This window comes from uncultured Phycicoccus sp. (assembly GCF_947495705.1).
Taxonomy (GTDB): Bacteria; Actinomycetota; Actinomycetes; order Actinomycetales; family Dermatophilaceae; genus Phycicoccus.
The window spans coordinates 351899-376437 of record NZ_CANLZR010000001.1; the positions used below are offsets into that span (position 1 = coordinate 351899).

Here is a 24539-nt window from a genome sequence, read left to right on the forward strand (position 1 = left end):
GGCTGTCGCCATCATGAGCGAGCACCCCCAGACCCCCGCGACCCCCGCCGGCGACCTGCCCGGCCCGGTCCGCCTCCGCGTCGCCCCGTCGCCCACCGGCGACCCGCACGTGGGCACGGCCTACATGTCCCTGTTCAACCTGGCGTTCGCTCGCCAGCAGGGGGGCCGGTTCCTCCTGCGCATCGAGGACACCGACCGGGCGCGGTTCCGGGAGGACTCCGAGCAGCAGGTGTACGACACCCTGCGGTGGCTCGGCCTGACCTGGGACGAGGGCCCCGACGTCGGCGGCCCGTGCGCGCCGTACCGGCAGAGCGAGCGGCTCACCACGTACGCGCCGTACGTCGAGCGTCTCCTCGCCGACGGGCACGCCTACCGCTGCTGGTGCTCCACGGAGCGGCTCGCGGCGATGCGGGAGGAGCAGCAGCGGCTCAAGCAGCCCACCGGGTACGACCGCCTCTGTGTCGGCAAGACCGAGGACGAGCGGCGGGCGCTGCCCGGCTTCTCCGAGACGCCGGTCGTGCGGATGCTCGTCCCGGACGACGTCGACCTCGCCTTCGACGACCTCATCCGGGGGCGGCTCACGGCTCCGCGCCCGGACGACCAGGTCATCCTCAAGGCCGACGGCTTCCCCACCTACCACCTCGCCGTCGTCGTCGACGACCACGAGATGGGCATCACCCACGTCGTGCGCGGCGAGGAGTGGATCAGCTCCACCCCCAAGCACGTCCTCCTCTACCGCTGGCTCGGCCTGACCCCGCCCCGGTTCGCGCACATGCCGCTGCTCCGCAACACCGACAAGTCCAAGATCAGCAAGCGCAAGAACCCCGCCGCGCGGCTCACCTGGTTCCAGGAGCAGGGCTACCTGCCGGAGGCGCTCGTCAACTTCCTCGCCCTGCTGGCCTACCCGCCGGCCCACGGCGCCGAGGGGGAGGACGTCGAGGTCTTCACCTTCGAGGAGTTCTCCGCGCGCTTCGACTGGCGCGAGGTCAACCCGGTGGGGCCGATCTTCGACCTCAAGAAGCTCGACTGGCTCAACGGCGTGCACATCCGCGCCCTCGGGCAGCAGGACTTCGCGTCCCGGCTGCTTCCCTTCCTCCAGCGCGACGGCGTACTCGGCGACAGCCCGACGCTCGGGGAGCTCGCGCGGCTCGAGCAGGTCGCCGAGCTCATCCAGACCCGGATCGCCCACCTCACCGAGGCGGCCGACCTCGTCGCGCCCTTCTACGTCGCCGACGACGCCGTCGAGGTGGCCGAGGACGCGCGGGCCCAGCTCAAGGACGACGCCGGGCAGGTGCTCGACGCCGCCATCGCGGCCCTGCAGCAGCTGCCCGACGACCACGAGGGCGTCCTCGGCGCCGAGCCGACGTTCCGCGCCGAGGCGATCGAGGCCGCCCTGCGCGCCGCGGTCGTCGAGGGGCTCGGGATCAAGCCGAAGTTCGCCTTCGGGCCGCTGCGCACGGCGGTGTCCGGGCGCCGGGTCAGCCCGCCCCTCTTCGAGTCGATGGAGATCCTCGGCAGGTCCTCGACGCTGGCCCGGCTCGCGGCGCTGCGCGCGACGGTGTGACCCGGCCGGTCGTCGCCGTCCTGCTCGACGCGGACGACACGCTCTACGACACCCGGGCCGCGATGCACGCGGCCGGGGCGGTGGCGGCGGCCGCGGCGTGGCCCGGCGCGGACCCGCGCCGACTCGCCCTGGCCGGGGTGCGCTTCCGGGACGACCCCGCCGACCACTTCGGCGCCTACACCCGTGGCGAGATCGAGTTCGAGGAGATGCGCCGCCGCCGGGTGGCGGACCTTGCGGCCTGGCTGGGGGAGGAGACCGCGGGCCGGTCGGGCGCGTTCGACGAGCGGTACGAGCCGGCGTTCATCAGTGCGCTGCGCGCCTTCCCCGACGTGCGCCCCGAGGTCGAGCGGCTCCGGTCCGCCGGCGTCGTCGTGGGCGTGCTCACCAACTCCTCGACCCGGTACACCGACGCGAAGATGCGGGCCGCCGGCCTCGTCGGGCTCTTCGACGTCGTCTGCACCCGGGACACCCTCGGGGTGGGCAAGCCCGACGCCCGCGCCTTCCACGAGGCCTGCCGCCGGCTCGGCGCGGACCCGGGGGCGACGCTGCACGTCGGCGACGAGGTGGTCAACGACCCCCTGGGCGCGCGGGACGCCGGGCTGGCCGCGGCGTGGCTCGTGCGCGACGGCCGCCCCGACGACGGCGGGCTCCGGCTGCTCGCCGGCCGGGACGTGCCCGTCGTCACCTCGCTGGCCGACCTCGCCACGCTCGTGCCGGGCGGGCCGCCGCGATTTGGGGTGGACGAGGTGGGCCGGTAGTATCGCCACTCGGTTCGCCGGGTGATCGCCCGTCCAGGGACGATCGACCGGCATACCCCATGGGGTATGGTGTAATTGGCAACACTGGTGATTCTGGTTCATCCGTTCTAGGTTCGAGTCCTGGTACCCCAGCTCTCGCCCCGGCTCCGGCCGAGGGCGATTCGGAGAAATCCTCGCCGTTCGGTAAGGTTCTCTCTCGTTGCCCGGCCGCTTCGCGAGCGGTCCGGACAGCACCAAGGCCCCGTTGTGTAGTGGCCTAGCACGCCGCCCTCTCAAGGCGGTAGCGCGGGTTCGAATCCCGTCGGGGCTACACCGCCAAACCCCCTGGTCCGCCAGGGGGTTTGGCATATCCCGGTCAGCCGCGCTCGGCGCTGACGCCCTCCTGGGCGATGCGCCGCAGGGCGAGGAGCACGGGGTCGACCATGACGGTGCCGAGCACGACGGTCCGCAGCGCGTCGGCCGCGCTCGTCGCCCGCAGGGCCACCTCGACATCCACCTCGGCGGCCGCCCGCATCGCCTCGGCGTACCGGCGCAGCTCCGCCGGCGCGAGCTCGACCCCGGCCGCCCGGGCCGCGGCGACGGCGGCGGTCAGCCCGGCCGCGAGGGGGCCGTCGGTGCAGGTCGTCCACCCGAGGCTCTCGAGCAGGTCTGCGACCTCGGCGGACACCTCGGCCCCGGCGGTGACACCCGGCAGGGCGCGATGCGCCACCCCAAGCAGCTCGTGGCGGGACGGGGGAGGGGAGTCCAGCGCCTCGACGATGCTGCGGATGTCACCGATCGAGACCCCGCCGTGCTCGACGAGGGCACGCACGAGGCGCACCCGCTCCACATGGGCCTCGCCGTAGTCGGCCCGGGTCCGGCTCGTCGCCGCCCCCGGGGGGAGTACGCCCTCGCGCAGGTAGAACTTCAGCGTGTGCACCGGCACCCCGGTGACCTCGGCGAGCTCGGAGATCCGCATCGTCCCTCCTCGACCTCTTGACAATGGATAGTGGCACTGTCCAAACTGGTGACCTATCGGACAGTAGCACTATCCAACGAGGAGCCCGCCATGGACCGCGTCACCCACGCCTACGACGGGCCGCTGGCCGTCTTCCTCATCGGCCTGCGGGTCCACAAGCCCTGGAAGCGGCGGATCGTCCAGCAGGCCGGGGCCGCGATGCCGCGGATGATCGCCGAGCTCGAGGCGAACAAGGCCGCCGCCGAGCGCGGGGAGGCCGAGTCGCTGGGCTACCTCGGCAGCCGGTCCACGGTGCACCTCATGGCCACGACGATGATCCAGTGGTGGCGCAGCGTGGACGACATCTACGCCTACGCGAATGCCGCCGGGCACGAGCACCGGCCGGCCTGGCTCGAGTTCTACCAGCTCGCCAAGGCCGACCCGACGGCCGTCACGATCTGGCACGAGACCTACGCGGTGCAGCCCCACGGCGCCGAGAGCATCTACTCCGGCCCGCGGCCGCTGGGCCTGGCCGATGTCGCCGGGACCGTCCCGGTGGGCCGTCGGGGCGAGAGCGCGCGCGAGCGGATCCGGTCCCGGCTCGGCTGAGGCCGGCTGGGGCGGCGCTCAGCTCGCGCGGGCCTGCCAGGCCGCCGCCAGGGCGCAGACCCGGGCATCCACCTGGGCATCACCGCTCGCGGCGTGCACGAGCCAGGCGTCCCGGAGGTCGGCGAGGTCCGGCCAACGGTCCTCCCAGGTCACGAGCCGCTCGGCGAGGAGGTCGAACACGTCGTCGCACAGGTGCGGCGCGAAGACCGTGACCGGCGTGCGCGCCCGGGTGAGGGCCGCGGCCCGTCGCGCCGCCAGAAGGCCACCGCCCACGACGACGGCTCGCCGGTCCGGGCGGGGAAAAGCGAGGAGCCGGGTGCGGTCACGGGCGATGCGCTGGCCAGGTGTCGGCGGCACGGAGGCCTCCTTCGGGCGTCCTCGAGAGCTGCGCCGAGCGTGCCGCACCGATGTTGCCACGGGTGGCTCGCGATGTGTCGGTTGCGTTTCGGGTCCGCGCGGCGCCGTCGAGGCCCGGCTCAGGCGTTGTTCTGCGCGTCCTGCTGGGCGGCGTGCCGGCTCAGGACCTCGGTGAGCTTGGCGGCGCCGGCCATCACCGTCGCGGCGTGCAGCCGGCCCGGCTGCCGCGACAGCCGCTCGATCGGCCCCGAGATCGACACCGCGGCGATGACCCGGCCGCTGGGGGAGCGGACCGGCGCCGAGACCGATGCGACCCCGGGCTCGCGCTCGCCGACGCTCTGCGCCCAGCCCCGGCGACGGACCCCGGACAGCGCGGTGGCCGTGAAAGCGGCCCCCTGGAGGCCGCGGTGCAGCCGGTCGGGCTCCTCCCAGGCGAGCAGCACCTGGGCCGCCGAGCCCGCGCGCATCGAGAGTGTCGCGCCGATCGGGATCGAGTCGCGCAGGCCGACCGGGCGCTCCGCGGCGGAGACGCAGACGCGGTACTCGCCCTGGCGGCGGAACAGCTGGGCCGACTCGTTCGTGTGGTCACGCAGGGCGCCCAGCACCGGGCCCGACGCGGCGAGCAGGCGGTCCTCACCCGCGGCCGCGGCGAGCTCGCCGAGGCGCGGGCCGAGGACGAACCGGCCCTGGACGTCGCGGGTCACGAGGCGGTGATGCTCCAGTGCCACCGCGAGCCGGTGCGCCGTGGGGCGGGCCAGGCCGGTGGCCGTGACGAGCTGGGCGAGCGTCGACGGACCGGCTTCGAGTGCGGACAGCACGACCGCCGCCTTGTCGAGAACTCCGACCCCACTGGTGTTGTCCATGCCTTGATATTGACGTCTCATTGCCTGAGACGCAAGTCCATGCACCCAAACCGCGTGCGAATCTCAGGAGAAGGGCGGCGTCGCGCAGGCGCGCTGCCCGTGCCCGAACGTCCCGGGCCGCGGTCCCGCGGCCCACTCCTGGAGGTGTCGATCCATGGCCGGAACCCTGGCCGAGAAGGTGTGGGAGTCCCACGTCGTCCGTCGCGGCGAGGGCGAGCCGGACCTCCTGTACATCGACCTCCACCTCCTCCACGAGGTGACGAGCCCGCAGGCCTTCGACGGCCTCCGGCTCGCCGGCCGCACGGTGCGCCGCCCGGACCTCACCCTCGCCACCGAGGACCACAACGTCCCGACGACGCCCGGGCCCATCACCGACCCCGTCAGCCGCACCCAGGTCGAGACGCTCCGGCGCAACTGCGCCGAGTTCGGCGTCACGATCTACCCGATGGGCGACGCCGAGCAGGGCATCGTGCACGTCGTCGGCCCGCAGCTCGGCCTCACCCAGCCCGGGATGACGATCGTCTGCGGCGACAGCCACACCTCGACGCACGGCGCCTTCGGGGCGCTGGCCTTCGGCATCGGCACCTCCGAGGTCGAGCACGTGCTCGCGACCCAGACCCTGCCCCTCAAGCCGTTCAAGACGATGGCGGTCACCGTCGAGGGCGACCTGCCCGACGGGGTCACCTCCAAGGACATCGTGCTCGCCGTCATCGCGAAGATCGGCACCGGAGGCGGGCAGGGCTACGTCCTCGAGTACCGGGGCAGCGCCATCCGGGCGTTGTCGATGGAGTCGCGGATGACGGTGTGCAACATGTCGATCGAGGCCGGTGCCCGGGCGGGGATGATCGCCCCCGACGAGACGACCTTCGAGTACGTCCAGGGCCGCGACCACGCCCCGACCGGCGCGGACTGGGACGCCGCGGTGGCCGCCTGGCGCGAGCTGCGCAGCGACGACGACGCCGAGTTCGACGCCGAGGTCGTCCTCGACGCCGCGAGCCTCACCCCGTTCGTCACCTGGGGGACCAACCCCGGGCAGGGCTCGCCGCTGGGCGAGGCCGTCCCCGACCCCGAGCTGATGGGTGACGACCACGAGAAGGTCGCTGCGCAGCGGGCCCTGGAGTACATGGGGCTGACCGCGGGGACGCCGCTGCGCGAGATCCACGTCGACACCGTGTTCGTCGGCTCCTGCACCAACGGCCGGATCGAGGACCTGCGCGCCGCCGCCGAGGTCATCAAGGGGCGCCAGGTCGCCGACGGGGTGCGGATGCTCGTCGTCCCGGGCTCGGCGCGGGTCCGGCTCCAGGCCGAGAGCGAGGGGCTCGACGCCGTGTTCACCGCGGCCGGCGCCGAGTGGCGGCTGCCCGGCTGCTCGATGTGCCTCGGCATGAACCCCGACCAGCTGGCGCCCGGGGAGCGCAGCGCCTCGACGTCCAACCGCAACTTCGAAGGGCGCCAGGGCAAGGGCGGCCGCACCCACCTCGTGAGCCCGCTCGTCGCGGCGGCGACCGCCGTCCGCGGGACCCTGTCCAGCCCGTCCGATCTCGAGCCCGCGAGCGAGGGGAGCCACTGATGCAGGCCTTCACCACCCACACCGGCATCGGGGTCCCGCTGCGCCGCAGCAACGTCGACACCGACCAGATCATCCCGGCCGTCTACCTCAAGCGGGTCACCCGGACCGGCTTCGAGGACGGGCTGTTCGCCGCGTGGCGGGGGGACGAGACCTTCGTCCTCAACGACCCGAACTACGCCGCCGGCTCGGTCCTCGTCGCGGGTCCGGACTTCGGCACCGGTTCCTCCCGCGAGCACGCCGTCTGGGCCCTGATGAACTACGGCTTCCGGGTCGTCATCTCCTCCCGCTTCGCCGACATCTTCCGCGGCAACAGTGGCAAGCAGGGACTCCTCACGGCGCAGTGCAGCCAGGACGACGTCGAGCTGCTCTGGAAGCTGCTCGAGAACGAGCCGGGCACCTCGGTCACGGTCGACCTCGTGTCGCGGACGGTCACCGCGGGCGACCTCACGGCGTCCTTCGAGGTCGACGACTACACCCGGTGGCGCCTGCTCGAGGGCCTCGACGACATCAGCCTGTCGCTGCGCCACGAGAGCGACATCACGGCCTACGAGGCCACCCGGCCGACGTGGAAGCCCACCGTCTCGGCCTGACCTCCTCCGGCCCCGAGCCGAAACCACCCCACCTCAGGGGGTGGACTCGCCTGTGCCACAGGGAATAGCGTCAGGTGTCACGGTCGGTCCGACCGACCGCGTACGACACCGCCGTCGGCTGCGCCCGGCGCCCAACGAGGAGGACGCACGTGAACAAGGCAGACCTCGTCAGAGAGCTCGAGAAGACCCTCGGCAGCCGTAAGGCGGCGAACGAGGCCCTCGACACGGTCTTCGACACGATCGTGCGGGAGGTCGTGCGCGGCGGGAAGGTCGCGATCACCGGCTTCGGCACCTTCGACCGGGTCGAACGGGCGGCCCGCACCGGCCGCAACCCGCACACCGGCGACTCCGTGCGCATCCCGAAGAACCGGGCGCCGCGCTTCCGGCCCGGCACCGCGTTCAAGGACTACGTGCGCAAGCCGAGCAGCCTGCCGAAGTCCGCCCCTGCCACCGGCCGGGCGGCTGCCGGGACCGCCGGCGCCGCCGCGGCCACGACGGCGAAGAAGGCGACCAAGACCGCGAAGAAGGCGACCAAGAGCGCGGCGTCCACGGCGTCGAGCGCCGCGACCGCGACGAAGGCCGCGGCCAAGAGCACCGCGAAGAAGACCGCGGCGAAGACCACCGCTACGGGCAGCGCCGCGAAGAAGACGACGAAGGCCACGGCCAAGAGCGCCGCGTCCACCGCCAAGACGGCCGCCACGGGCAGTGCGGCCAAGAAGGCACCGGCGAAGAAGGCCCCCGCGAAGAAGGCCGCCAAGAGCGCCCCCGCCAAGAGCGCCGCGAAGAAGGCGCCGGCGAAGAAGGCGCCGGCGAAGAAGACCGCCGCGAAGAAGGCGGGCGCGAAGCGCTGAGGCGCCGCCTCAGCGGATCGTCTCGCCCGGCCCGATCCCCACGATCCACACCCGGGTCGCGACGAGGCCGGACTCGTCGAGCTCGACACTGACCCGTTGCCCGGCACGCAGGTGCAGCAGGCCGCTGAGCACGACGGAGTCGAGCGGCACCTGCACCTCGACCCCGTCGTCGAGCAGTGCGCTGCCGGGGCTCTCGCCGGGCTCACGATGGATGGTTGCCTGCACGCCCGGCAGGGTAGCGCGGCCCAGGGCGCGCCGGGTGTGCGCGCCGAGCCCGACCGCGATCGCCGCCGCCAGCGAGGATGCGTCGTCGACGTCGATCCGCACGCCGGGGGCGTCGGGCTCCACCCACGCGTACCCGAGAGCGCGGTGTGCGCCGGCGCTGCCCGCACCGAACCGCGTGGGCACGGCCGCGCCCGGGCCGAGCGGCGCCACGAGCATCGCCGTCCCGGTGCCGTCGGCGTCCGGCACCATCGCCGGGGCGGCGGCACGCAGCGCCGGCACGACCTCGGCCAGCTCGGCGGGCCGCAGGGCCGGGTGGTCCCCGAGGAGGACGCAGACGAAGCGGGCTCCCGCCCGGGCCGCGACCCCCACCCCGGCCGCGACCGCGGCGTCGAGGCCCGCACCCTCGTCGGTGACGGTCGTGCAGCCCGCGGCCTCCGCCCAGGCGCGGACCGCGGGGTCGGCGCTGACGACGACGACGAGCGCGTCCGGCAGGCCCGCGCGCGCCGCGGCGACCGTGTCGCGGGCGAAGGCGTCGGCGAGGTCGCGGCGAAGGGCACGCCCGGCCCCGAGCCGGGACTTGGCCAGCGGCCCGCCCTTGACGGGGACGACGACCGCGAGGTCGGGGGCGGCGGGCACGCCTCGATCCTGCCAACCCGCCGTGCCGCGCTCGACATCGACCCCGGCGCGGACCACAATGCGGTGACCCGACCCACGGAAGGCCACAGTGAGCACCCCCCAGGACAACTCGCGTCCCTTCGGATACCGCCTGGCCATCCGGATCCTGCGTCCGCTCCTCATGCTGCTGACGCGCCGGGACTGGTCCGGAGCCGAGCATCTGCCGACCGAGGGCGGCTGGGTCGTGTGCACCAACCACACCTCGCACGTCGACCCGCTGCCGTTCGCGCACTTCCTCGTCGACCATGGGTACGCCCCCCGGTTCCTCGGCAAGAGCCAGGTGTTCGCGGTCCCGTTCGTCGGAGCGGTGCTGCGTTCGGCCGACCAGATCCCGGTGTACCGCGAGTCCGGCCGGGCGGCCGACGCCTACCGCGCTGCGGTCGAGGCGGTCCGGGCCGGCAAGTGCGTCGCCATCTACCCCGACGGCACCCTGACCCGTGACCCCGGCCTGTGGCCCATGCGCGGCAAGACCGGAGCCGCCCGGGTCGCGCTCGAGACCCGGTGCCCCGTCGTCCCCGTCGCCACGTGGGGGCCGCACGAGATCCTCGCGCCCTACTCGAAGCGGCTGCGGCTCTTCCCGCGCCGGACGATGCACGTGCGCGCCGGGGCCCCCGTCGACCTGTCCGACCTGCACGACCGGCCGGTCACCCACGAGGTCCTGCTCGAGGCGACCGGGCGCATCACCGCCGCGATCACCCGCGAGCTCGAGGAGCTGCGGGGGGAGCGGGCGCCCGACCGGCGCTTCGACCCCCGCGAGGCCGGTGTGACGACCACCGGCCGTCCGCGCCCGACGGCGGGCGCCGCATGAGCCGCGCGGCCGTGTACGGCACCGGGAGCTGGGGCACCGCCTTCGCCGCGGTGCTCGCCGACGCGGGGACGCCCGTCACGATGTGGGGTCGCCGCGCGGAGGTCGTCGACGCGATCAACGCCGGCGTCAACGAGGAGTACCTCCCCGAGCTGCGGCTGCCCGACACCGTGCGGGCGACCACCGACCCCGCCGAGGCGGCCGCCGGTGCCGACGTCGTCGTGCTGGCGGTGCCGTCGCAGACGCTGCGCGACAACCTCACCGCCTGGGGCTCGGTGCTGCCGGGCGACGCGGCGGTCGTCTCCCTCATGAAGGGGGTCGAGCTCGGCACGACCAAGCGGATGTCCGAGGTCATCGCCGAGGTCGGTGGGGTCGAGGAGGGACGCGTCGTCGTCGTCTCCGGGCCCAACCTGGCGCGCGAGATCGCCGCCAAGCAGCCCGCCGCCTCGGTCATCGCCTGCCGGGACGCCGCGATGGCCGAGCGGGTCGCCGCGGCCTGTGCCGCACCGTACTTCCGCCCGTACACCGGCACCGACGTCATCGGCACCGAGATCGCGGGCGCGGTCAAGAACGTCATCGCGCTCGCCGTGGGGATGGCCGAGGGCCTCGGCATGGGCGACAACTCGAAGGCCTCGATCATCACCCGGGGCCTGGCCGAGACCACCCGGCTGGGCACGGCCGTCGGCGGGGACACCGTGACGTTCGCCGGCCTCGCCGGGGTCGGCGACCTCATCGCGACGTGCATGTCGCCGCTGTCACGCAACCACTCGTTCGGGGTCCGCCTCGGGCAGGGGATGGCCGTCGACGAGGTGGTCGCGGTGACGAAGCAGACCGCCGAGGGCGTGAAGTCCTGCACCTCGATCCTCGCGCTCGCCCAGGCCCACGGCGTCGACGTGCCGATCATCGAGCAGGTCGACGCGATGATCCGGCACGGCCGTACCGCGCAGCAGGTGGTGGCCGCCCTGCTCTCGCGGCCCCGCAAGGCCGAGACCGGCTGACCGCCCGCGCTCCCTGAGTGCCCACGGCACCCGAGCCGCGAGCACCGACTACACCCGCGAACCCCTCACTTCGCGGGGGATCCCTTCCGGGGTGAGGTGAGGGTTTCCCGGGTCACCCGAGAATCAGGGGCGGGCGCGGGCGAGGGCGGCGGAGAGGTCACGCCACAGGTCCTCGACGTCCTCGATGCCGACCGACAGCCGGATGAGCTCCTCCGGGACCTTCTCGGGCTCGTTGGGCTGGCGCCGGCGCCGCTCGAGGAGGGACTCGACCCCGCCGAGGCTCGTCGCGTGCACCCAGACGGCGGTGGCCGCCGCGACGCGCTCGGCGCCCTCGGCCCCGCCGACGACCTCGATGCTGACGATCGCCCCGAACCCGGGGTAGCGGACCCGGGTCACGGCGGGGTGCCCGGCGAGCCGCTGGGCGAGGTCGGCGGCACCGGCGCACGCCCGCTCCAGGCGCAGGTGCAGGGTCCGCAGCCCCCGCAGCGCGAGCCAGGTCTCCATCGGGCCGGCGATGCCGCCGCCGAGCTGCCGGTGCCGTCGGAGCCGCTCGTGCAGCGCCCGCCCCGAGTCGGTGGGCGCCGTCACGACCGCCCCGAGCAGGACGTCGCTGTGGCCCGAGAGGTACTTCGTCGCCGAGTGGACGACGACGTCGGCACCGTCGGCGAGCGGACGCTGGAGGAGCGGGGTGGCGAAGGTGTTGTCGACGACGGTGAGGACGCCGTGCTCACGGGCCGCCGCCGTGAGGGCGGGCAGGTCGGCCACCTCGAGCAGCGGGTTGGTCGGGGACTCCAGCCACAGCAGGTCGGCACCCGGCAGCGCGGCCACCACCGCTGCGGTGTCCGTGACGTCGACCCGGCGGACGACGGCGGCACCGGACGCCTCGAGGTCCCCGACGGTGGCCATGACCCCGTTGTACGCGGCGTCCGGGACGACGACCGTGCCGCCGTGGGGGAGCAGCGCGAAGGCCGCCGACACCGCGGCCATCCCGGAGGCCAGGACGAGCGCGTCGCCGCCCTCGAGGGACCCCAGCGCCACCTCGAAGGCCGACCACGTGGGGTTGCCCGAGCGGGCGTAGGAGACCGGCCCGTCGGCGTGGTACGTGGAGGTGAGCACGAGCGGGGCGCCCACCTGGGCGCCCGGCGCGGCCGGCTCGCGCCCGAGCGCGACGAGACGGGTCGCCGGGGCGAGGTCGGGCAGGTCGGCGGCGGCGGGGGTCGGCTCGTCGGTCACGAGGACCCACCCTAGGGGCGGCTAGAGTCGCGTGCGATGAGCGACCGCACCAGCACCCCCAAGACCCGCGTGGCCCTCGTGTTCGGGGGCCGCTCGTCCGAGCACGCGGTGTCGTGCGCGACCGCCGCGAGCGTCCTGGAGGCACTCGACCGCACCCGCTACGAGGTGATCCCCGTGGGCATCGCCAAGGACGGGCACTGGGTGCTCGCCGCCGACGACCCCGAGCCGCTCCGGCTCGGCCGCGGCCACGAGCCCGAGGTCGACGGCGGGTCCGCGAGCGTCGTCGTCCCCACCAGCGCCACCGACCGCACCCTCGTCGTCCACGAGGCGGGGGAGCCGCCGCGCACCCTCGGCGAGGTCGACGTCGTCTTCCCGCTCCTGCACGGACCCTTCGGTGAGGACGGCACGATCCAGGGGCTGCTCGACCTCGCCGACGTCCGGTACGTCGGCTCCGGCGTCACCGCGTCGGCGGTGATGATGGACAAGGCGATGATGAAGACGGTCCTCGCCGCGGCCGGGCTGCCGGTCGGGCCGTACGTCGTCATCACCGACCGCGACTGGCGGCGCGACCCCGAGGCCGCGATGGCGTCCGTCGGCGGCCTCCGGCTGCCCGTCTTCGTCAAGCCCGCCCGGGCCGGCTCGAGCATCGGCATCTCGCGGGTGTCGTCGATGGCCGACCTCGAGGCGGCGGTCGAGGCGGCACGCGTGCACGATCCCAAGGTCGTCGTCGAGCAGGGCATCAGCGGCCGCGAGATCGAGTGCGGGGTGCTCGAGGGCCACGGCACCGACGCGGCGCGCACGAGCGAGCTGGGGGAGTGCGTCGTCGTCGCGAACCACGACTTCTACGACTTCGACGCCAAGTACCTCGCGGACGACGACGTGCGGCTCATGACGCCGGCGGACGTGCCGGCGGCCACCGCCGCCCGGATCCGCGAGATGGCGGCGACCGCCTTCGAGGCGGCGGGCTGCGAGGGCCTGGCCCGGGTCGACTTCTTCCTCACAGACGACGGCGAGGTCGTCGTCAACGAGGTCAACACGATGCCGGGGTTCACCCCGAGCTCGATGTTCCCGCGGATGTGGGCGGCCACGGGGGTCAGCTACCCCGAGCTCATCGACGAGCTCATCGCGCTGGCGCTGGAGCGCCGCACCGGCCTGCGCTGACGGTCTCGACACCGGGGGCGACGGCTGCCACGCTGCGAGGATGCGACGCCGACGCATCCTCGTGACGACGAGCCCGGCGTACGGCCACGCCCTGCCGATGCTGCCGCTGCTCCGGGCCGCCCGGGCCGCCGGCCACGAGGTCCTCGTCGCCACCGGCCCCGACTTCGTGCCCGCGCTGCGCGAGCGCGGCCTCGACGCCGCCGCGGCCGGCCCGGTGTGGTCGGACATGTGGCGGCGCCACGTCGAGGCCTCCGAGCGCGCCCCGGCCGACGTGCAGCACCTCGTCGGGGTCGCGACGCTGTTCGGGGACTCCGCCGCCGAGCGACTCACCGACCTGGAGCCGCTCGCGCGCCGGTGGAAACCGGATGTCGTCGTCCACGAGATGCTCGAGCTGGCCGGGCCCGTGCTGGCGGACCGGCTCGGGGTGCCCGCGGTCGTGCACGGCTTCGGCCCGCTGTTCCCCTTCTACGAGATGATCGCCGGCGCCGTGGCCGAGCGGCCGGGGCTCGAGGACGTGTGGGGTCTTCTGTCGGCCGAGGAGTGCGTCGACGTCACGCCGCCCTCGCTGCACCCCGACGGACCCACCCCCTGGCCCGGCGCGCGGCCCTTGCGCCCGTCGGCCGGCGAACCGGGCGGGCAGGACCTCCCCGACGAGGTCCGCAGCCTGCTGGCGGACGGTGACGCCGTCTACTTCACCCTCGGCACGGTGCTCAACACGGCCGGCAACGAGCTGGCGGCCGGGATCGAGGCGCTGGCCGGGCTGGGACGCCCCGTCCTCGTGACGACCGGCCCGGACGTCGACCCCGACGCGCTGGCCCCGGTGCCCGACCACGTCCTCGCGGTCCGGTTCCTGCCACAGGCGCGGGTGCTGCCCGAGGTCGACCTCGTCGTCTCGCAGTGCGGCGCCGGGATCATGCTCGGCGCCCTGGCGAACGGCACGGCGCAGGTCGCGCTCCCACGGGGCGCGGACCAGCCGATGCATGCCCAGCTCGTGGAGCGCGCCGGCGCCGGGGTCGCGGTCCCACCGCCGCTGTTCGGCGTCGACGCGATCCGGGACGCGGCGCAGCGGGTGCTCGGCGACCCGTCCTTCGCCACTGCCGCGGCCGCGGTCCGGGCCGAGATCGAGGCCATGCCGGCCCCGGCCGAGGTCGCGGCCGAGCTCTGGGGCTGAACCGGCGCGGGTGTCGCCGGCAGGGGCGGCGCGGAGCCGCTCAGCGGCACTCCAGGCCGTTCCCGGGCAGCGCCTGCGCGATGGTCGTCAAGGCCGGGAGCAGCAGCGGGGCGGGGTCGTAGCGCGACGGGACGAGGACCTCCACCGCGGGGTCGGTGCCGAACGACACGAAGCGGGTGCCGTCGCTCAGCGGCTCGGCGACCCACCCCTGGCCGTCGACCTCGATGCACTCCGAGGGCGTCGGGCCGAGGGCGGCCACGCCGCACCGGGCCACGACCGCCGGGTCCCCCCACGCCGCGACCGCCGGGTCGGCCGGGCTCGTGTCGCGCCGGGGGAGGTCGCTCAGGGTCGCCGGCCAGGCCGGGTCGGCGCACCCGGGGGCACCCGCGCCCCCGGGCACGGACACCTCGACCGCCGACGAGCACCCGGACAGCACGACGGCGGCAGCGAACGTCGCTGCCGCCGTGCGTGGGAGCCGGGAGGTCAGACGTGGACCACCGTGCACGTGAGGGTCCGGGTGATGCCGTCGGTGTCCTGGATCTTGGAGATGACGAGCCGGCCGAGGTCGTCGACGGTCTCGGACTCGACGCGCGCGATGACGTCGTAGGGGCCGGTGACGTCCTCGGCGAGGACGACGCCCTCGATCCGGGCGATCGCCTCGGCCACGGAGGCGGCCTTGCCGACGTCGGTCTGCACCAGGATGTAGGCCTGAACCACTGCGTCCACCTTGTCGTCGTCGTGTCGTCGGGGCCTGGGCGGCCCCATCGTGCTCGCCCCCGCGCAACGAGCGGGGACGTCGCAGACGCTACCGTGCCGGTGGTCCGGACGACACCGCAGGGAGGAGCGAACGATGGAGCGGCTGCGTGACCTCGACGAGCCCGCGCTGCTCGCCCGGATCTTCCCGGTGTACGCCGGCGCCACCCCTCGGCCCTGGGGCTCGGTCCCCGTCGGCCCCGGGGACGACGCCGCGGTCGTCGGCGCCCCCAGCGGCGCGGTCGTCGCGACGACCGACGGGATGGTCCGCGGACGCGACTGGCGCGACGACTGGTCCAGCGGGCACGACGTCGGCGTCAAGGTCGCGGTGCAGAACCTCGCCGACATCGGCGCGATGGGTGCCGAGCCCACCGCCCTGCTCGTCTCGCTCGTCGCAGACCCCGACACGGCCGCCGCCTGGGTGCTCGACCTCGCCCGGGGCATCGCCTCGGTGGCGGAGGAGGCCGGTGCGCCGGTCGTCGGGGGCGACCTGTCATCGGGTCCGCCCGGGGTCCTCGTCGTCTCCGTGACCGCGCTCGGCGACCTCCGGGGCCGCCGCCCGGTGCTCCGGTCCGGGGCGAGGCCCGGCGACGTCGTCGCCGTCTGCGGGTCGCTCGGGCGCTCGGGTGGGGGCCTGGCGCTGCACCTCGCGGACGGGCCGGCGCCGCGCGCCAGCGACCCCGAACGGCAGCAGGCGGCGGCCGGGCTGCTGGCCGCGCACCGCGCACCGCGCGCACCCTGGCGGGCGGGCCCGGTCGCTGCCGATGCCGGAGCCACCGCCCTCATCGACGTCAGCGACGGGCTCGTCACCGACCTCGGGCGGGTCGCCCGGGCCAGCGCGGTGGCCGTGGACCTCGACGGAGCCGTCCTGCGCGAGCGGTTCGCCGCCGGGCCGCTCACGCAGTGCCTCGGGGCCGACGAGGCACTGCACCAGGTGCTCGCCGGGGGAGAGGAGCACTCGCTCGTCGGGTGCTTCCCGGCCGGGACGGACCTCCCGGCCCTGCCCGGGGCGCCGTGGACCGTCATCGGCGTCGTCCACGAGCCGGGGCCCGCCGGCGCACGCGTCACCGTCGACGGCGACCTGCCCGACGCCCGGGGCTGGGACCACTTCGCGACGCCGTGACCCGCCGGCCTGACGGGACGGCCGGGGACGCGGAACGGGCGGCCTCCACGAGGGAGGCCGCCCGTTCCGGGTGCGTCAGTGCGAGGTCAGCGCTTGACCTTGCCCGCCTTGAGGCACGAGGTGCAGACGTTGAGCCGCTTCGGGGTGACGCCGGCGTCGCCGACGAGCGCCTTGACGCGCTGGATGTTCGGGTTCCAACGGCGCTTGGTGCGGCGGTGGGAGTGCGAGATGCTGTGCCCGAAACCCGGGCCCTTGCCGCAGACGTCGCAGTTGGCAGCCACAGGTATCTCCTACGAAGTTAACGTGTTGGTGGTCGTGGGGCGCAGCGCCGTCGGCGCATGCGCAACCGGACAAGAGTAGCCGAGCGACGCGCGGCGGACCAAAACGGCTCCACGGCCCCGACCGTTACCCTGAGGCCGTGCCCGACGTGTTCACCGCTGACGACGCCCGGCACTGGGCCCTTCTCACCCGCGCGGCCCTGGCCGCCCGCCGTGCCGAGATCGACGAGCTCAACGTCTTCCCCGTCCCCGACGGCGACACCGGCACCAACCTCTACCTCACCCTCGACGGGGCGATCGAGGACGCCACCGCGGCCCTGGAGGCCGACGGGGTCCGCGGCACCGCCGACCTCGTCCGGGAGTGCACGACCCTGCGCCGCGCCATCCTCATGTCGGCCCGGGGCAACTCGGGGGTCATCCTCAGCCAGGTCGTCGGCGGGCTCTGCGACGTCGTCATCGAGCGCGACGCCGAGGCCGTCGACGTCGCCCTGCTCGCCGAGTGCCTCGAGCGCGGCGCGGCCAAGGCCCGCAGCAGCGTCGCCCACCCCCAGGAGGGCACAATCCTCACGGTGGCCGACGCCGCGGCAGCGGGCGGACGCCGGGCGGCGGACGCGGGCGGCCGGCTGGCCGACGTCTCGGCCGCCGCCGTCACCGCCGCCCGGGAGGCCCTCGCCCGCACCCCCGAGCTGCTGCCGGTGCTCGCCCGCGCCGGGGTGGTCGACGCCGGCGGGGCGGGCTGCGTGCTCCTCCTGGAGTCGCTGCACCGCGTCGTCACCGGCGCCTGGAGCGGCACCGACGACGGGCTCCTGGCGGCCGCGCCGCCCCGCCACCGGAGCGAGTGGCACCGGGAGCGAGCCGACGACGTGGCGGACGGTCCCGGCCCGTCCGGGGCCGCGGCCGGCCCGGACGACGACGGCGCGGACGGCCCGGCCTTCGAGGTGATGTACCTGCTCACCGAGACGGACGCCGCCGCCGTCGACACGCTGCGGGACACCCTCGACGGGCTCGGGGACTCGCTGCTCGTCGTCGGCGGCCCCGACCTGTGGAACGTCCACGTGCACGTCGACGACGCCGGCGCGGCGGTCGAGGCGGGCATCGCCGCCGGGCGTCCCGAACGGGTCCGCATCACCCACCTCGCGAGCCAGGTCGCGGCCCGCGAGCACGTCGTCCCCATCGGGGTCGTCGCCGGCGCGGCGGGCCCCGGCGTCGCCACGGTCCTCGAGACCGCCGGCGCGGTCCCCGTCCACTTCGGCCCGGGGCGCCGCCCCTCCGCCAACCAGCTCGTCGACGCCGCGCGCCGCACCGGTGCACCCTCGGTCGTCCTGCTCCCCGCGGACCCCGACGGCCTCATGACCGCCGAGATCGCGGCGCGCGCGGCCGCGGGCGAGGGGATCGAGGTCCACGTCGTCCCCGCGCGCACGACGGTCCAGGCGCTGGCGGCGCTCGCGGTGCTCGACCCCGACCGCAGCATCCACGCCAACATCGTCGCGATGACCGGGGCGGCCGTCTCGACCCGGCACGGCGCCGTGACCGTCGCGACGAAGGAGGCCCTGACCTGGGCCGGGGTCTGCCGCCCCGGCGACGTGCTCGGCATCGTCGACGGCGACGTCGCGTTCCTCGGCACCGACCTCGTCGCCTCCGCCCGGGACGTCCTCGAGCGGCTCCTGTCGGCCGGTGGCGAGCTCGTGACGCTCGTCATCGGGGCCGACGCCGACGACGACCTCGCCCGGCAGGTCGCCGCGGCGCTCGGCCGGGACCGGCCCGAGGTCGAGGTCGTCGTCATCGAGGGCGGGCAGCCCGTGTACCCGCTGCTCCTGGGGGTGGAGTGAGGTGGCCTCCGAGTCCAGCCCGCTGCGGCCGATCATCGCCCAGGCGGCCGCCGAGTTCGCCAAGCACCGCGACATCCACACCGTCGGCGACCTGCTCGCCTTCTGGCCGCGCCGCTACCGCACCCGCGAGTCCGACCTCGGAGCGGTGACCCCGGGGGAGTTCCTCGTCGGCGTCGCCGAGGTCAAGAGCGCGCGGACCCGCCCGATGCAGCGCCGCAAGGGGACGATGCTCGAGGTTGTCATCACCGACGGGCGCAACGACCTCGACGTCACCTTCTTCAAGGCCTGGGGACACGAGAAGGCCCTCGTGCCCGGCGCCCGCGGCATCTTCGCCGGCACGGTCGGCCGGTACGGCTCGCGGAACCAGCTGACCCATCCCGGCTACTCGATGCTCGACGAGTTCGACGCCGGCGAGCGCAAGAACCTCATCCCGTTCTACCTGCGGGTCGGCAAGCTGCACACCTGGACGGTCACCGAGAGCGTGCGCCGCGTCCTCGACGTCCTCGACGACGTCCCCGACGCCCTCCCGGAGCCGGTGCGCTCCCGCCGCGGCCTCATCGGGCGCACCGAGGCCCTGCGGGGCATCCACACCCCGGACACCCTCGAGGAGGTCGAGGAGGCCCGCCGCCGGCTCCGCTACGAGGAGGCCTTCGTCCTCCAGACCACCCTCGCCCAGCGGCGGCGCGCCTCGGCGGGGCAGGCCACCCGGCCCCGGGCCGGCCGCCCCGACGGCCTGCTCGCCGCCTTCGACGAGCGGCTCCCCTTCACCCTCACGCAGGGCCAGCGCGAGGTGGGCGAGACCGTCGCCGCCGAGCTGGGCCGCGACGTGCCGATGCACCGGCTGCTCCAGGGCGAGGTCGGGTCGGGCAAGACCGTCGTCGCGCTGCGGGCGATGCTCCAGGCGGTCGACTCCGGGGGGCAGGCCGCGCTGCTCGCCCCCACCGAGGTCCTCGCAGGCCAGCACCACCGCACGATCACCGGCATGCTCGGCGACCTCGCGATGGGCGGAATGCTCGGCGGCTCCGAGCACGGCACCCGGGTCGTGCTGCTCACCGGCAGCATGTCGACCGCGGAGCGGCGCAAGGCCCTGCTCGACGTCGTCAGCGGCGAGGCCGGCATCGTCGTCGGCACCCACGCCCTGCTCCAGGAGCACGTGGACTTCCTCGACCTCGCCCTCGTCGTCGTCGACGAGCAGCACCGCTTCGGCGTCGAGCAGCGGGACGCGATGCGCGGCAAGGGCGCCACCCCGCCCCACGTGCTCGTCATGACCGCCACCCCGATCCCGCGGACCGTCGCGATGACGGTCTTCGGCGACCTCGAGACCTCGACGCTGCGCGAGCTGCCCGCCGGACGCGCCCCCATCACCACCCACGTCGTCCCCGAGGACAAGCCCGGCTGGATGGAGCGCACCTGGGCGCGGGTGGCCGAGGAGGTCCGCGCGGGCCGGCAGGCCTACGTCGTCTGCCCCCGGATCGGCGAGGAGGACGCCCCCGACGAGGGCGCCGTCATCGCGGAGCCGGCCGGCCCCGACGACGAGGCACCGTCACCGCCCCGGCCGCTCAAGAGCGTCACCGCCGTCCACGCCGCCCTCGCCGACGAGCCGGCGCTCCAGGGGCTGGCGGTCGAGGTGCTGCACGGGCGGATGTCGGCGGAGGACAAGGACGCGGTCATGGGTCGCTTCCAGCGCGGCGACACCGACGTCCTGGTGTCCACGACCGTCATCGAGGTGGGCGTCGACGTGCCCAACGCCAGCGTCATGGTCGTCATGGACGCCGACCGGTTCGGGGTGTCCCAGCTCCACCAGCTGCGCGGCCGGATCGGGCGCGGCGGCCACCCGGGGCTGTGCCTCCTCGTGACCGGGACCGATGCCGAGCCGGCCCTCACCCGGCTCGCCGCCGTCGCCGGGACCACCGACGGCTTCGAGCTCGCCCGCCTCGACCTGTCGCAGCGCCGCGAGGGCGACATCCTCGGGGCGGCCCAGCACGGCCGGCGCACCCAGCTCGAGTTCCTCCACATCCTCGAGCACGAGGACGTCATCGCCGCCGCCCGCGAGGACGCGTTCGCCCTCGTCGAGGCCGACCCCGAGCTCACCGACCACCCCCTGCTCGCCGCCGCCGTCCGGGCCCGGGTCGACGCCGAGCAGGCCGCCTACCTGGAGCGCGGATGACCCGCATCATCGCCGGCACGGCCGGGGGCCGGACCCTGCGCACCCCGCCCGGCTCGGGCACCCGGCCGACGAGCGACCGGGTACGCGAGGCGCTGTTCTCGGCGCTCGACGCCCGCGACGCCGTCCGCGGTGCGCGGGTGCTCGACCTCTATGCGGGATCGGGGGCGCTCGGGCTCGAGGCGATGAGCCGGGGCGCCCGCTCGGCGGTGCTCGTCGAGTCCGACCGGCGGGCCGCCGCGACCGTCGGCGCCAACGTCCGCGCCCTCGGCTTCGAGGAGGCCCGCGTCCTGGCCACGACCGTCACGGCCGCGCTCGCACCCGACGCCGCCGAGGACGACGCCGCCGACCTCGTCCTCGTCGACCCGCCGTACGACCTGGGGGAGGACGCCCTCGCCGCCGTGCTCGGGCGGCTCGTCGAGGGCTGGGCCGCCCCCGGCGCGATGGTCGTCGTCGAGCGCTCCTCGCGCTCCCCGGAGCCCGCCTGGCCGGTCGGCCTCGAGCGGGTCGGCAAGCCCCGGCGGTACGGCGAGACGACGGTCTGGCTCGCCGGCCGGACCTGACCGGCCGGGATCGAAACCGCGGCGCGACCCCGCAGCGGGGCCGGGCGCTCTGCCAGGATGACGGGATGTCCGACTACGAGATCCCCCGCCCCGTCAGTGGCGACGTCCTCGAGGTCATCCTCGACGACCACCGCCTGTTCGAGCACCTGCTGCGCGAGTGCCGGCGCACCGACGCCGACCGTGCGGCCGCCCGCGAGGCCCTCGCCGAGGTCCTCGTCGCGCACGCGACCGCCGAGGAGGAGAAGGTCTACCCGACGCTGCGCCGGAAGGCCGAGGACATCACCGCGCACGAGGCCGAGCACGGTGAGGAGGAGCACGCCGAGATCACCGAGGCCCTCCTGGCGTTCCTGCGCTGCGCGGGCACCGACACCCAGAAGTACGACGACGCGCTCGAGGAGCTCGCGACGGTCGTCAACCACCACTCGAACGAGGAGGAGCAGACCATCCTCAACCCGGCGCGGGAGGAGGTCGCGCTCGACGCCCGCGAGGACCTCGGGGTCGCCTGGCTCACCCGGCGCAACCAGCTGCTCGAGGAGGGCTGCGCGTCCGAGGAGCAGGTCGCCGCCCTGCTCGAGGAGGCCGTCGCCGAGGGCACCCTCGCGCCGGAGGAGGCCCGCGAGGAGGCCGAACGGGTCAAGGCCGAGGCCAAGGAGAAGGCCGAGGAGATCGAGGACGCCGCCAAGCAGGGGGGCTGAGCGGCGGTGAGGCACTTGTAGGGTGCTCGGCGTGAGTGAGCGCGTGCGCCGGGCCGTGTGCCCCGGCTCCTACGACCCGGTGACCCACGGGCACCTCGACGTCGTCGCCCGGGCGGCGGCGCTGTACGACGAGGTCGTCGTCGCGGTCCTCCACAACCCCGCCAAGCAGGGCACCTTCACCGTCGAGGAGCGCCTCGCGTTCGTCGAGTCGGCGGTCGCCGACGCCGGGATGAGCGACCAGGTACGGGTCCTGTCCTTCGCGGACACGCTCCTGGTCGACGTGTGCCGCGACGTCGGGGCCGACGTCGTCGTCAAGGGCTTCCGCAGCGGCACCGACGTCGCCTACGAGCTGCCGATGGCGCTGATGAACCGGCACCTCAGCGGGGTCGAGACCGTCTTCCTCCCCGGCGAGCCCTCGCTCGAGCACGTCTCGAGCTCGCTCGTCAAGGAGGTCGTCCGCTACGGCGGCGACGTCAGCGGGCTCGTCCCGGACGAGGTACGCGACGCCCTCGTCACCCGGCTGCGTGGCGACCACTGACACGGCGCCGGTCGAGGTGCGCCGGCCGCGTCAGCGGCGCGGCTTCCGGCCGGACATCGAGGGGCTGCGGGCCATCGCGATCCTCAGCGTGCTCGCCTACCACGCCGGCCTGCCGATCCCGGCGGGCTTCGTCGGCGTCGACATCTTCTTCGTCATCTCCGGGTACCTCATCACCACGCTGCTGCTCGTCGAGCTGGGGCGGACCGGGAAGATCTCGTGGGTGCGGTTCCTCGGGCGCCGGGCCCGCCGCCTGCTCCCCGCCGCGGTGCTCGTGCTCGCCGTCGTCTCCGCCGTCTCCTACGTCGTCGTCCCGGGGGAGCGGCGTCAGTCCATCGGCCACGACGTCATCGCGGCCGCGGCCTACGTCGTCAACTGGGTCTTCGCCGGGCGCGAGGTCGACTACCTCGCCTCGGACGCCCGCCCCTCGCCGGTCCAGCACTTCTGGTCGCTGTCGGTCGAGGAGCAGTTCTACGTCCTCTGGCCGGTGCTGCTCATCGTGCTCGCCTGGGGCGCCCGTCGCTTCGGGCGGCGCCCGGACCGCCGCACGGTCGCGGTGGCGCTCGGGGTGCTCGTCCTCGCCTCCTTCGCCTGGTCGGTCTACTACTCGTACGCCATGCCCCGCCCGTCCTTCTTCACGACGACGACGCGGGTGTGGGAGCTCGGGGTCGGGGCGCTGCTCGCCGTCTGGCTGACGGGGCGGCCCCACCCCGCGAAGCCCGCACCGTGGGTGGCACCGCTCGGCTGGGCCGGCCTCGCCGCCCTCCTCGCCGTCCCGTTCCTCCTCCCCGCCCGCATCGAGTGGCCCAGCGCCTGGGCGCTCCTGCCGACCCTGCCGACCGCGCTCGTCCTCTGGGTCGGGTGGCAGGGTGCCCGGTTCGGCCCGGTGCGCCTGCTGGGGACCCGGCCGATGGTGTGGCTGGGCGGGATGTCGTACTCGATCTACCTGTGGCACTGGCCGGCGATCGTCCTCGGGGAGTGGACCGTCGAGTGGCTCACCGGGGAGCGGATGCCCGGGTGGGCGAAGGTCGCGGTCGCGGCGGCGTCGCTGTGGCCCGCGTGGGTCTCGTGGCGGTACATCGAGCAGCCGATCCACCACGGCAGCTTCCTGCGGACCCGCCCGCGGGCCCTCGTCGCGTTCGGGGCGGCGCTCTCGCTCGTCGGGGTGCTCGTCGCGCTGCCGCTGCTGTCGCTCCGCACGCCGTTCGTGACCGCCCCCGAGGAGGGCGTCCGGCCGCCCCTGGCGACCCTCGGCGCGGCGACCGTCGTGCCCGGCCGGGCCGTCGCCGACACCGCGGACCCCGGCTGGGTGACGCCCGACCCGCTGCTCGCCGGCAAGGACCGACCCGACGCCGACATCGACCGCTGCCAGGTGGACCACAGCGTCGTCGAGCCCGTCCGGTGCACGTTCGGGGTGCCGGAGGGCGAGATCACCGTCGCCCTCGTCGGGGACTCCAAGGCGATGCAGTGGCTGCCGGCCCTCCAGGAGCAGGCGGCGGAGCAGGGGTGGCGCATCGTCACGTACGGGAAGTCGGCCTGCGCGTACGCCGCGGCCCCCGCCACCGAGGGCGGGCGGCCCTACCCGCAGTGCGACGCCTGGAACGAGGCGGTGCGGTCCGAGCTCACCGCCGACCCGCCGGACGTCGTCGTCACCTCGGGGGTGGCCCGCGGCGCCTGGGACGGGTCCGCGCCCGACGCCGACCTCCTGCGCCAGGGCTACGTCGACGCGTGGTCGGGCCTCGTCACGGCCGACGTCCCGGTCGTCGTCGTCGGGGACAGCCCCGTCTCACCCGACGACCTCGACATCTGCGCCGCCTGGCACCCGACCGAGCTCGACACCTGCACCTTCCCGGCGGAGCCCGCCGTGGCCGCCAGCGGCCTCCAGGGGCAGGAGGCCGCGGTGGACGCGGCCGGGGAGGGCGTCACGCTCCTCGACCTCACCCCGTGGATCTGCCCGGGCGGGCAGTGTCCCGTCGTCGTCGGGCATGTCGCCGTGCACCGGGCCGGTGACCACGTGACGGCGACGTACGCCCGGACCCTGGCGCCCCAGGTCGCGGCGGCCGTGACGGCGGCGCTGCCCGCGGCCGAGGACCCGGACGAGGACGCCGACGAGGACGCCGATGCGGGCACCGATGCGGGCTGAGCGCACCGGTCCGACCGGCTCCGGACGGTCCGGTTTGGGCAGGTGGGCCGGTGCCGGTAACCTTGACCCTCGGTCTGCGTCCGTGCGGC

25 protein-coding genes and 2 tRNA genes are annotated in these 24539 nt (G+C 74.9%); 19 read left to right on the forward strand and 8 right to left on the reverse strand.

Features of this window, described 5'->3' with window-relative positions; translation table 11 throughout:
- The first annotated feature begins 13 nt into the window (after nucleotides 1-13).
- The 4 genes from gltX (at nucleotide 14) to Q0963_RS01745 (ending at nucleotide 2632) form a co-directional block, all read left to right on the forward strand.
- Nucleotides 14-1564 carry a glutamate--tRNA ligase gene (gene gltX, locus Q0963_RS01730; protein ID WP_299441564.1) on the forward strand — a complete coding sequence of 517 codons (1551 nt, stop codon included), beginning with the start codon at nucleotides 14-16 and terminating at the stop codon, nucleotides 1562-1564.
- Complete coding sequence (locus Q0963_RS01735; protein ID WP_299441567.1) at nucleotides 1561-2322, forward strand: HAD family hydrolase; 762 nt, start codon at nucleotides 1561-1563, stop codon at nucleotides 2320-2322. The genes gltX and Q0963_RS01735 overlap by 4 nt, the downstream gene beginning before the upstream one ends.
- 60 nt (nucleotides 2323-2382) lie before the next feature.
- A tRNA-Gln gene (locus Q0963_RS01740) sits at nucleotides 2383-2454 on the forward strand.
- 105 nt (nucleotides 2455-2559) lie between these two features.
- Nucleotides 2560-2632: transfer RNA gene (locus Q0963_RS01745), tRNA-Glu, on the forward strand.
- Between the two features lie 45 nt (nucleotides 2633-2677).
- Here the strand turns inward: Q0963_RS01745 and Q0963_RS01750 are convergent.
- On the reverse strand, nucleotides 2678-3280 hold the full coding sequence (locus tag Q0963_RS01750) for a MerR family transcriptional regulator (protein ID WP_299441570.1): 603 nt from the start codon (nucleotides 3278-3280) through the stop codon (nucleotides 2678-2680).
- A gap of 90 nt (nucleotides 3281-3370) precedes the next feature.
- Between Q0963_RS01750 and Q0963_RS01755 the strand changes: the two genes are divergently transcribed.
- Nucleotides 3371-3868 carry a monooxygenase family protein gene (locus Q0963_RS01755; protein ID WP_299441573.1) on the forward strand — a complete coding sequence of 166 codons (498 nt, stop codon included), beginning with the start codon at nucleotides 3371-3373 and terminating at the stop codon, nucleotides 3866-3868.
- 18 nt (nucleotides 3869-3886) lie between these two features.
- On the opposite strand, the gene Q0963_RS01760 is transcribed toward Q0963_RS01755, so the two are convergent.
- Nucleotides 3887-4225: an NAD(P)-dependent oxidoreductase gene (locus Q0963_RS01760; protein WP_299441576.1), complete on the reverse strand. Its 339-nt coding sequence runs from the start codon at nucleotides 4223-4225 to the stop codon at nucleotides 3887-3889.
- A gap of 119 nt (nucleotides 4226-4344) precedes the next feature.
- Nucleotides 4345-5088, reverse strand: a complete 744-nt coding sequence (locus tag Q0963_RS01765; RefSeq protein ID WP_299441579.1) for an IclR family transcriptional regulator — start codon at nucleotides 5086-5088, stop codon at nucleotides 4345-4347.
- 154 nt (nucleotides 5089-5242) lie between these two features.
- On the opposite strand from Q0963_RS01765, the gene leuC reads away from it, so the two are divergent.
- From leuC to Q0963_RS01780, 3 genes are all read left to right on the forward strand, one after another.
- Nucleotides 5243-6658, forward strand: coding sequence for a 3-isopropylmalate dehydratase large subunit (gene leuC, locus Q0963_RS01770; RefSeq protein ID WP_299441582.1), 1416 nt, complete (start codon nucleotides 5243-5245; stop codon nucleotides 6656-6658).
- Nucleotides 6658-7248 carry a 3-isopropylmalate dehydratase small subunit gene (gene leuD / locus Q0963_RS01775; RefSeq protein ID WP_299441585.1) on the forward strand — a complete coding sequence of 197 codons (591 nt, stop codon included), beginning with the start codon at nucleotides 6658-6660 and terminating at the stop codon, nucleotides 7246-7248. Before leuC ends, leuD begins: the two co-directional genes overlap by 1 nt.
- Before the next feature lie 149 nt (nucleotides 7249-7397).
- On the forward strand, nucleotides 7398-8099 hold the full coding sequence (locus Q0963_RS01780) for an HU family DNA-binding protein (protein WP_299441588.1): 702 nt from the start codon (nucleotides 7398-7400) through the stop codon (nucleotides 8097-8099).
- Nucleotides 8100-8108: 9 nt separating this feature from the next.
- Here the strand turns inward: Q0963_RS01780 and cofC are convergent, their stop codons facing one another.
- A complete protein-coding gene (gene cofC / locus Q0963_RS01785; RefSeq protein ID WP_299441591.1) occupies nucleotides 8109-8960 on the reverse strand; it encodes a 2-phospho-L-lactate guanylyltransferase in 852 nt (283 codons plus the stop codon).
- 88 nt (nucleotides 8961-9048) lie between these two features.
- Between cofC and Q0963_RS01790 the strand changes: the two genes are divergently transcribed.
- A complete protein-coding gene (locus Q0963_RS01790) occupies nucleotides 9049-9807 on the forward strand; it encodes a 1-acyl-sn-glycerol-3-phosphate acyltransferase (protein WP_299441594.1) in 759 nt (252 codons plus the stop codon).
- Nucleotides 9804-10802: an NAD(P)H-dependent glycerol-3-phosphate dehydrogenase gene (locus Q0963_RS01795; protein WP_299441597.1), complete on the forward strand. Its 999-nt coding sequence runs from the start codon at nucleotides 9804-9806 to the stop codon at nucleotides 10800-10802. Before Q0963_RS01790 ends, Q0963_RS01795 begins: the two co-directional genes overlap by 4 nt.
- Nucleotides 10803-10925: 123 nt before the next feature.
- Here Q0963_RS01795 and Q0963_RS01800 read toward each other — a convergent pair whose 3' ends face one another.
- Nucleotides 10926-12035, reverse strand: a complete 1110-nt coding sequence (locus tag Q0963_RS01800; protein WP_299441600.1) for a PLP-dependent aspartate aminotransferase family protein — start codon at nucleotides 12033-12035, stop codon at nucleotides 10926-10928.
- 36 nt (nucleotides 12036-12071) lie between these two features.
- Between Q0963_RS01800 and Q0963_RS01805 the strand changes: the two genes are divergently transcribed.
- Both Q0963_RS01805 and Q0963_RS01810 read left to right on the forward strand, forming a co-directional pair.
- Nucleotides 12072-13196: a D-alanine--D-alanine ligase family protein gene (locus tag Q0963_RS01805; protein WP_299441603.1), complete on the forward strand. Its 1125-nt coding sequence runs from the start codon at nucleotides 12072-12074 to the stop codon at nucleotides 13194-13196.
- A 40-nt stretch (nucleotides 13197-13236) separates the two neighbouring features.
- Entirely contained in the window at nucleotides 13237-14367 is a 1131-nt protein-coding gene (locus Q0963_RS01810; RefSeq protein WP_299441606.1) for a glycosyltransferase, read from the forward strand.
- A 40-nt stretch (nucleotides 14368-14407) separates the two neighbouring features.
- On the opposite strand, the gene Q0963_RS01815 is transcribed toward Q0963_RS01810, so the two are convergent.
- Both Q0963_RS01815 and Q0963_RS01820 read right to left on the reverse strand, forming a co-directional pair.
- Nucleotides 14408-14767 (reverse strand): DUF3515 family protein, encoded by a 360-nt coding sequence (locus Q0963_RS01815; protein WP_299441609.1) that lies wholly within the window; start codon nucleotides 14765-14767, stop codon nucleotides 14408-14410.
- Between the two features lie 83 nt (nucleotides 14768-14850).
- A complete protein-coding gene (locus tag Q0963_RS01820) occupies nucleotides 14851-15084 on the reverse strand; it encodes an Lrp/AsnC family transcriptional regulator (RefSeq protein ID WP_299442442.1) in 234 nt (77 codons plus the stop codon).
- Nucleotides 15085-15217: 133 nt separating this feature from the next.
- Here Q0963_RS01820 and thiL point away from each other — a divergent pair, with 133 nt between their 5' ends.
- Nucleotides 15218-16243: a thiamine-phosphate kinase gene (thiL, locus tag Q0963_RS01825; RefSeq protein WP_299441612.1), complete on the forward strand. Its 1026-nt coding sequence runs from the start codon at nucleotides 15218-15220 to the stop codon at nucleotides 16241-16243.
- Nucleotides 16244-16329: 86 nt separating this feature from the next.
- On the opposite strand, the gene rpmB is transcribed toward thiL, so the two are convergent.
- Nucleotides 16330-16524 (reverse strand): 50S ribosomal protein L28, encoded by a 195-nt coding sequence (gene rpmB, locus Q0963_RS01830; protein ID WP_010849146.1) that lies wholly within the window; start codon nucleotides 16522-16524, stop codon nucleotides 16330-16332.
- A 137-nt stretch (nucleotides 16525-16661) separates the two neighbouring features.
- Between rpmB and Q0963_RS01835 the strand changes: the two genes are divergently transcribed.
- The 6 genes from Q0963_RS01835 (at nucleotide 16662) to Q0963_RS01860 (ending at nucleotide 24450) form a co-directional block, all read left to right on the forward strand.
- Nucleotides 16662-18350, forward strand: coding sequence for a DAK2 domain-containing protein (locus Q0963_RS01835; RefSeq protein ID WP_299441620.1), 1689 nt, complete (start codon nucleotides 16662-16664; stop codon nucleotides 18348-18350).
- A gap of 1 nt (nucleotide 18351) precedes the next feature.
- Nucleotides 18352-20517, forward strand: coding sequence for an ATP-dependent DNA helicase RecG (locus Q0963_RS01840; RefSeq protein WP_299441622.1), 2166 nt, complete (start codon nucleotides 18352-18354; stop codon nucleotides 20515-20517).
- Complete coding sequence (rsmD, locus tag Q0963_RS01845; RefSeq protein WP_299441624.1) at nucleotides 20514-21077, forward strand: 16S rRNA (guanine(966)-N(2))-methyltransferase RsmD; 564 nt, start codon at nucleotides 20514-20516, stop codon at nucleotides 21075-21077. The genes Q0963_RS01840 and rsmD overlap by 4 nt, the downstream gene beginning before the upstream one ends.
- 65 nt (nucleotides 21078-21142) lie before the next feature.
- Entirely contained in the window at nucleotides 21143-21772 is a 630-nt protein-coding gene (locus Q0963_RS01850) for a hemerythrin domain-containing protein (protein WP_299441627.1), read from the forward strand.
- A gap of 31 nt (nucleotides 21773-21803) precedes the next feature.
- Complete coding sequence (gene coaD, locus Q0963_RS01855) at nucleotides 21804-22310, forward strand: pantetheine-phosphate adenylyltransferase (RefSeq protein WP_299441630.1); 507 nt, start codon at nucleotides 21804-21806, stop codon at nucleotides 22308-22310.
- Entirely contained in the window at nucleotides 22297-24450 is a 2154-nt protein-coding gene (locus Q0963_RS01860) for an acyltransferase family protein (RefSeq protein WP_299441633.1), read from the forward strand. The genes coaD and Q0963_RS01860 overlap by 14 nt, the downstream gene beginning before the upstream one ends.
- Nucleotides 24451-24539: the final 89 nt, after the last annotated feature.

Bases quoted from the DNA above. Each gene is read 5' to 3' on its own strand.
- gltX (WP_299441564.1), top strand. From the start codon at position 14: ATGAGCGAGCACCCCCAGACCCCCGCGACCCCCGCCGGCGACCTGCCC.
- Q0963_RS01750 (WP_299441570.1), bottom strand. From the start codon at position 3,280: ATGCGGATCTCCGAGCTCGCCGAGGTCACCGGGGTGCCGGTGCACACG.
- Q0963_RS01755 (WP_299441573.1), top strand. From the start codon at position 3,371: ATGGACCGCGTCACCCACGCCTACGACGGGCCGCTGGCCGTCTTCCTC.
- Q0963_RS01765 (WP_299441579.1), bottom strand. From the start codon at position 5,088: ATGGACAACACCAGTGGGGTCGGAGTTCTCGACAAGGCGGCGGTCGTG.
- leuC (WP_299441582.1), top strand. From the start codon at position 5,243: ATGGCCGGAACCCTGGCCGAGAAGGTGTGGGAGTCCCACGTCGTCCGT.
- leuD (WP_299441585.1), top strand. From the start codon at position 6,658: ATGCAGGCCTTCACCACCCACACCGGCATCGGGGTCCCGCTGCGCCGC.
- Q0963_RS01795 (WP_299441597.1), top strand. From the start codon at position 9,804: ATGAGCCGCGCGGCCGTGTACGGCACCGGGAGCTGGGGCACCGCCTTC.
- Q0963_RS01805 (WP_299441603.1), top strand. From the start codon at position 12,072: ATGAGCGACCGCACCAGCACCCCCAAGACCCGCGTGGCCCTCGTGTTC.
- Q0963_RS01810 (WP_299441606.1), top strand. From the start codon at position 13,237: ATGCGACGCCGACGCATCCTCGTGACGACGAGCCCGGCGTACGGCCAC.
- thiL (WP_299441612.1), top strand. From the start codon at position 15,218: ATGGAGCGGCTGCGTGACCTCGACGAGCCCGCGCTGCTCGCCCGGATC.
- rsmD (WP_299441624.1), top strand. From the start codon at position 20,514: ATGACCCGCATCATCGCCGGCACGGCCGGGGGCCGGACCCTGCGCACC.
- Q0963_RS01850 (WP_299441627.1), top strand. From the start codon at position 21,143: ATGTCCGACTACGAGATCCCCCGCCCCGTCAGTGGCGACGTCCTCGAG.